The organism is Undibacterium umbellatum (assembly GCF_014284125.1).
Lineage (GTDB): Bacteria > Pseudomonadota > Gammaproteobacteria > Burkholderiales > Burkholderiaceae_D > Undibacterium > Undibacterium umbellatum.
Window position 1 is genome coordinate 176,423 of sequence record NZ_JACOFX010000013.1, and the last position, 7,093, is coordinate 183,515.

Annotated in this window: 2 protein-coding genes; both read left to right on the forward strand. The window is 53.1% G+C overall.

The annotated features are described in order from the left end of the window. The first annotated feature begins 27 nt into the window (after positions 1-27). On the forward strand, positions 28-516 hold the full coding sequence (locus H8L47_RS21040; RefSeq protein ID WP_186955553.1) for a hypothetical protein: 489 nt from the start codon (positions 28-30) through the stop codon (positions 514-516). Positions 517-1,071: 555 nt separating this feature from the next. Further along, positions 1,072-7,093 (forward strand): Ig-like domain-containing protein (locus H8L47_RS30110; RefSeq protein ID WP_186955554.1); only part of this gene is annotated, 6,022 nt, incomplete at its 3' end.

Below are 7,093 nucleotides of genomic sequence, written 5' to 3' on the forward strand. Positions count from 1 at the left end.
CGTACAACATGCACAGCAAATACAGTTATGACATTCTTTAAATTAAGTATCGATATTTTCTACGAAGAGCTACATTTATTCTCACAAGCCGACTACAAAATTTTTGTGGCCAAAACTATTGCAGGAAGTCGGCCAACTGTTGCATGGCAGGTATTTCGGCCAATGCGAAATAACACGATCAGTTGGGAAGAAGAGTACGGCATGTATGCATCTTCAACGCCATTGCAAGATGGCGCAAAGCTTAGAAAAACATCGGAAACAAAAATTCCAGCCAAAGCAGGTAAGCTCTATTCCTTGCAGGAAAATGGTGCCATTGAGAATTCCGACGAGGATGGCAAGGCACATGTATTTACTTTGTTGAATCAATTCCCCACACTGCAGGGAAGTGTAGTCGCTGGCCTGTGTCAGAATGCGCAAGTGAACGGAACTCAAATCGATGGGAATGCCGTATCAGCGATGCCAGTGCTTTACAAGAATAGTATTGAGATGCAGCCCTGCCCCTCAGTACATCTCTAGATCTCCAGTCGAGGAGAAGAGAGCAGTCTGGCGCAGCCCGGAACGTCAACTGTGACCGAACTGTCATTTGAGGATGGTATAAATGAAATCACCAGCTATTTCGACATAAGGACCGGCAAGTTCCTTATCCCTGGGCGATGAAACTAAACAATAGCAAAGTCAATCCGGAATCGCCATCTCAATAATATCAATAGCACAAAGACATGAACGTCTTTCTGCGATGCCCATTGTCAGGAAACGGCTTGCCGTCCTCTGTATTTCCCCCACCCGCTTTAAAACTTGATAGCGAACTATCCAGTTGCTGCCATTCGGAGAATGGGTAGGACCTGGCTTTGTCGGCATCAGTCGCGAGCATTTAATGACGATTTCCAGAATTCGCCCATCAAAAATAACCGGCCTCTTACGAATCTCTTACGACAGTTTGCTAGCATTAAGTAATTTTTTGGGTAGCCATTATTACATGATGTCTTGAGCAACTTCTTAGTTCTCAAGATTCCCCTGGCTTGCGTGCGGGTTCGACGCGCATTCACCTCTTTTAAGTCAGAAGTCAACACAATGAATCTGTTCAATCAAACTTCCGGAACCGATATTCAGTCTATCCACGAGTACGCACTTGCCAAATCACCTAGTGCGCATTTGGTGGATAACTTGTCCATGCCCGCCCCCTCCCTATCCTCGGGTACTACGACAAATTCAAGCGCTGGCCAGCAGATTCTGATCATTGACGGGCGGGTGCCAGATCAGGCTACCCTGATCAATGCAGCCAAAGACGGGGTAAAAGTCATCGTTCTGGATACAGAGCACGATGGCGTGCAACAAATTGCCGATGCATTAAAGGATGTCCACAATGCTTCGTCTATCAGCATCATTTCACATGGTGATGATGGTGTTCTCTTGCTAGGTAACTCACCTCTGCATAACGGTAATGTCGCCAACTATACCGAACAGTTAAAAGCCATCGGTGCATCTTTACAGACCGGTGGAGAAATCAGGCTGTATGGCTGTGATATTGGCAAAGACAGTGTCGGTCAGGATTTTATTCAAAGCATTGCCCAGGTGACCGGCGCCACGGTAGAAGCCTCAGCTGATGCAACAGGAACTGCAAGCCGGGGCGGCAACTGGGACCTGGAAATATCGACTGGCACCCAGCATAAGGATAGTGCTCTGGATACCAGCAAGCTTGGCAACTACGATCATTTATTGGTGACGACCGCAGTCAATAGCATCAATAGTCTTAAGTCTGCTATCGCCACCGGTAACAGCGATGGTGTCGATGATGTCATTACATTTACCGGCAATATCACCTTTAGCAACGCCTCTGATAGCGTCCCTATCAATGTTACCGATGGCCACACGATGACCATAGTCGGGGGTGGTAACACCCTCAACGGCAATAATATGGCAAGGGTGATGACCGTCGGTACAAACGGCGCAGGATCTGCTGTCGTTATTCAAAACCTGACAATTACCAATGGCTTTGTCACCGGCAATGGCGGTAACGCTGGTGTCAACGGACCAGACCTCAACGATATAGGAAAGCCGGGGGACGATGCCAAGGGAGCCGGCATATGGAATTCTGGCGTTTTAACAATTTCAAACAGCAATATAACAAATAACAAGGCTTCAGCAGGCGGCGGTGCTGGCGGCCTGACATCTGGCAATGGTGGCGGTGGTGGCGGTGGCGGCGGATACGGAAGCAGCAACGGCGGTAATGGCGGATCCAGTTTAGCGTATTCGCACCCGGGAGCGACAGGCACCGCTGGCGCTGGTGGCAATGGAGGGCCGCTTTCGGGACAATACTTTTTGCTGGGCGGGAAAGGCGGTACGACCACAGGAGGGAATGGTTCGGGTGGGTTTGCAACTTACTCCAGAGGCGGCAACGGTGGCACTGCCAATGCAGGTGGAGGGCTGAGTATTGGCGGTGGCGGCGGTGGTGGCGGTGCCGATGCAAAAGGCGGTGCTGGCGGAAACGCGGTTGGTGGTATCTACAACATCGGAACATTGACCATTAGCGGAAGTAGCATCACCAACAACATTGGTGCCGGCGGCGGCGGCGGCGGCGGCAGTAAATCAGATATAGGCAAAGACGGAGGCGCAGGTGGTAATGGTATAGGCGGCATATGGAACAATGGCGGAACGGTCACTCTGGATAGCGTGACCAACAATTCACTCGCAACTGGTAATCGCGCTGGTGCGGGCGCTGGGGGGTATGCTGATTCAGGTAGTTCCCCAGGGGCCGACGGGATTGCTTACGATCAGAAACTTGGCACTTTCACGTTACTCAACAATCCCACTATTACCAACGTCACATCCAGCAAGCTGAACGGCAGCTATTCGGTCGGTGCGGTCATTCAGATACAGATCACTTTCAGTGAAGCAGTCACCGTTACTGGCACCCCACAGTTGCTGCTTGAAACAGGCGTGACAGACCGCACGATTAATTACGTCAGTGGTTCAACAAGCAGCACGCTGACTTTCACTTATACAGTCCAGGCTGGTGATACCAATGCTGATCTCGACTACAACAGTACCACCGCACTATCGCTCAATGGTGGCGCCATCAAATCAACGTTATCCGGCTCCGACGCCACATTGACCTTGTTTTCCCCTGGTGCAACTAGCTCACTGGGCGCCAACAAGAACATCGCCATTGACACCGCCGCCCCTGCCGCTCCGAGCGCACCAGACATGACAGCGGGCACCGACAACGGTATCTCCAATACCGACAATCTCACATCCAGCGCCACACCAGTGTTCACGGGCACGGCAGAGGCCGGCAGTACTGTCACACTCTACGACACCGGCGGCACAACTATACTGGGTACTGGCACCGCAACGGGTGGTAACTATTCAATTACATCCACGACGCTGAGTGCCGGCCCGCACACCATCACTGCCAAAGCAGTGGACGCGGCTGGCAATGTGAGTTTTGCGTCAACCGAACTGGCGGTCACCATCGACACGACCGCCCCCACAGTCAACTCTGTCAGTGTGCCAGCCAATGCCACTTACATCGTCGGGCAAAACCTCGACTTCACGGTGAACTTAAGCGAAAACGTGACTGTCACCGGTTCGCCTAAACTTGACCTGACGCTCGACACTGGCGGTACCGTTGCAGCGACTTACCTGAGTGGATCTGGTAGCAATGCTCTGGTATTCCGCTACACCGTCGCAGGTGGCAATCTTGATACCAACGGTGTCAGCCTGGGCGCCAATATCGCCCTGAACGGTGGCAGCTTAAAAGATACCGCAGGCAACGACGCGACACTGACACTCAACAGCGTTGGCGCATTGACCAACGTACTGGTCGATGGCGTAGTACCTACCGTTTCCTCGATCGATCGCACAGGTGCAGCCATTACCAAGGCCACCAGTGTCAGCTACACGGTGACTTTCTCAGAAAGCGTCACAGGCGTCGATACCAGTGACTTTGTGGTGAACGCAACAGGCGGCGTTACTAGCAACATTGCCAGCGTCACCGGCAGTGGTAACACTTACACAGTCACCGTCAATGGTATTACCGGCGATGGCACGTTAAGACTGGACCTTAAAAGCTCTGGCACAGGTATAGTCGACGCAGCAAGTAACGCCATTGCCACCGGTTATACCAGTGGCCAGATGTATACCCTTGATAACACGGCGCCGACAACCACGATCGCAACTGCCGCCTTGTCTGCCGATTCCGGCACGTCCAGCACTGATTTCATTACAAAAACTGCTGCACAAACCATCTCTGGTACCTTGAGTGCAAATATGGTGGCAGACGAATTTGTCGAAGTCTCTATCGATAATGGCAGCACATGGGCCAATGCCACGACGACTGTTGGACAGAATACCTGGTCTCTCAGTGGCATTACCCTGACGGCTAGTTCCACCCTGAAGGTGCGGGTGAGCGATGTGGCAGGAAATATTGGTACGGCATTTAGCCAGGCTTATGTGCTAGATACCACGGCACCGACCACCACGATTGTTACGGCCGCCTTCTCGGCCGATACCGGCACGTCCAGCACTGATTTCATTACAATAACTGCAGCACAAACCATCTCCGGCACCTTGAGTGCGAATATGGTCGCTGGAGAGATCGTCGAAGTATCGCTTGATAATGTTAGTACCTGGACCAGTGCCACAACAACCGTTGGATTGAATACCTGGTCTCTCGGTGGCGTTACCCTGACGGGTAGCTCTACCCTGCAGGTGCGGGTGAGCGATACGGCAGGCAATAGTAGCGCGACGCTTAGCCAGGCTTATGTGCTCGATACCACGGCCCCAACCACCACGATTGCAACTGCCAGCTTGTCGGCCGATACCGGCACGTCCAACACCGATTTCATTACCAAAACTGCCGCACAAACCATATCCGGCACCTTGAGTGCGAATATGGTGGCAAACGAATTTGTCGAAGTCTCTATCGATAATGGCAGCACCTGGACCAATGCCACAACAACCGTTGGACAGAATACCTGGTCTCTCAGCGGCATTACCCTGACGGCTAGCTCCACCCTGAAGGTGCGGGTGAGCGATGTGGCAGGAAATAGTGGTACGGCATTTAGCCAGGCTTATGTGCTCGATACCACGGCACCGACCACCACAATTGCAACTGCCTCCTTCTCGGCCGATACCGGCACGTCCAGCATAGATTTCATTACTAAAACTGCAGCACAAACCATATCCGGCACCTTGAGTGCAAATATGGTCGCTGGAGACATCGTCGAAGTGTCACTTGATAATGGCAGTACCTGGACCAGTGCCACGACGACTGTTGGACTGAATACCTGGTCTCTCAGTGGTGCGACCCTGACGGCTAGCTCCACCCTGCAGGTGCGGGTGAGCGATGTGGCAGGAAATATTGGTACGGCATTTAGCCAGGCTTATGTGCTCGATACCACGGCACCGACCACCACGATTGCAACTGCCACCTTCTCGGCCGATACCGGCGAGTCCGGCACTGATTTCATTACCAAAACTGCCGCACAAACCATATCCGGTACCTTGAGTGCGAATATGGTTACTGGAGACATCGTCGAAGTATCGCTTGATAATGGTAGTACCTGGACCAATGCCACAACGACTGTTGGACAGAGTATCTGGTCTCTCAGTGGCGTTACCCTGTCCGCTAGCTCCACCCTGAAAGTGCGGGTGACAGACAATGCAGGCAATAGTGGCACGACATTCAGCCAAGCATACGTACTGGACACTACCGCACCGGCAGCACCGTCTACACCAGACATGACGGCAGCCACCGATACGGGGGTCACCAATACGGATAACATCACCGCCAACACGACACCCGTCTTTACAGGAACAGCAGAAGCTAACAGCACCGTCAAACTGTACGATGCAGACGGCATCACTTTGCTTGGTACAAGCACAGCCGATGGCGCTGGCAACTGGACTATCACCAGTTCTGCACTGGCGGTCGGTACACATACCGTCAAAGCGACAGCAACCGATGCTGCTGGCAATATCGGCGTTTTGAGTACTGGCCTGGCAATTACCATTGCGACACCGACCATTACCAGCGCCAGTTACGATGCCGCGACAGGTATCCTGACGGTGACAGGTACTGGCATGGTGACCAATGACGCCATCGACGTCAGTAAATTGACACTGGTGGGAGAAAGCGGTGGTTCTTATGCACTCACGACAGCCAATGTGACGGCGACCAGTGCAAGCGCCTTCTCCATCACCTTGAACGCAGCGGATAAACTGGCGATCAATGGCATACTCAACAAAAATGGCGCGCAGGCCGCGAGCGGCACCGTATTTAATCTGGATGCAGCACTTAACTGGGATAACACTAGCAGTTCACTTGCCGACACTACCAACCCCGTCACCGTATCGAACGTCGCCGCCCCAACCATTACCTCAGCCACCTACGACGTCACCACCCACGTCCTGACCGTCTCCGGCACCGGCCTCGTCAGCACCCTCGGTGCCACCAATGACATCACCGTCTCTGCCCTGACCATCAAAGGCGAAGGCGGTGTCGTCCGGACTTTGTCGACCACTGGCAATATCGAAGTCACCTCCGCCACCAGCTTTGCTGTAACACTGGCCGGTACCGACCAGACTACCGTTGAAGGCCTGTTCAACAAAAATGGTACTACCTCAACCGGTGGTACGACTTACAATCTGGCCGCAGCAGACGACTGGGACAGCGTCATTACCGGTGGCAACATTGCCGTCACCACGGCCCCGATTACCGTCTCCAATGTCGCAGCCCCGACCATCACCTCCTCGGTCTACAACGCCAGCACCGGTGTACTGACCGTCACAGGTACCGGGCTGACCGGCCTGACAGGGGCCACCAATGACATCATCGCCAACAAATTCAGCCTGCAAGGCGAAGGTGGTGCCAGCTATACCCTCACCACCACCAGCAATGTCGAGATCACCTCCGCCACTTCGTTCACACTGACTCTCAGTGCTGCAGACAGGTTGGGTGCCAATCTCATCATGAACAAGAATGGCACCAGCTCCACCAGTGTCAACACGTACAACCTGATCGCCAACGAAGACTGGAATGCCGGGGCTGATGCCGCTGTCGTCATTGCTGATCTGACCGGCAATGGCGTTA

What these genes read in the sequence shown, in the direction of transcription:
- H8L47_RS21040 (WP_186955553.1), top strand. Translation starts at nt 28, where the DNA reads ATGACATTCTTTAAATTAAGTATCGATATTTTCTACGAAGAGCTACAT.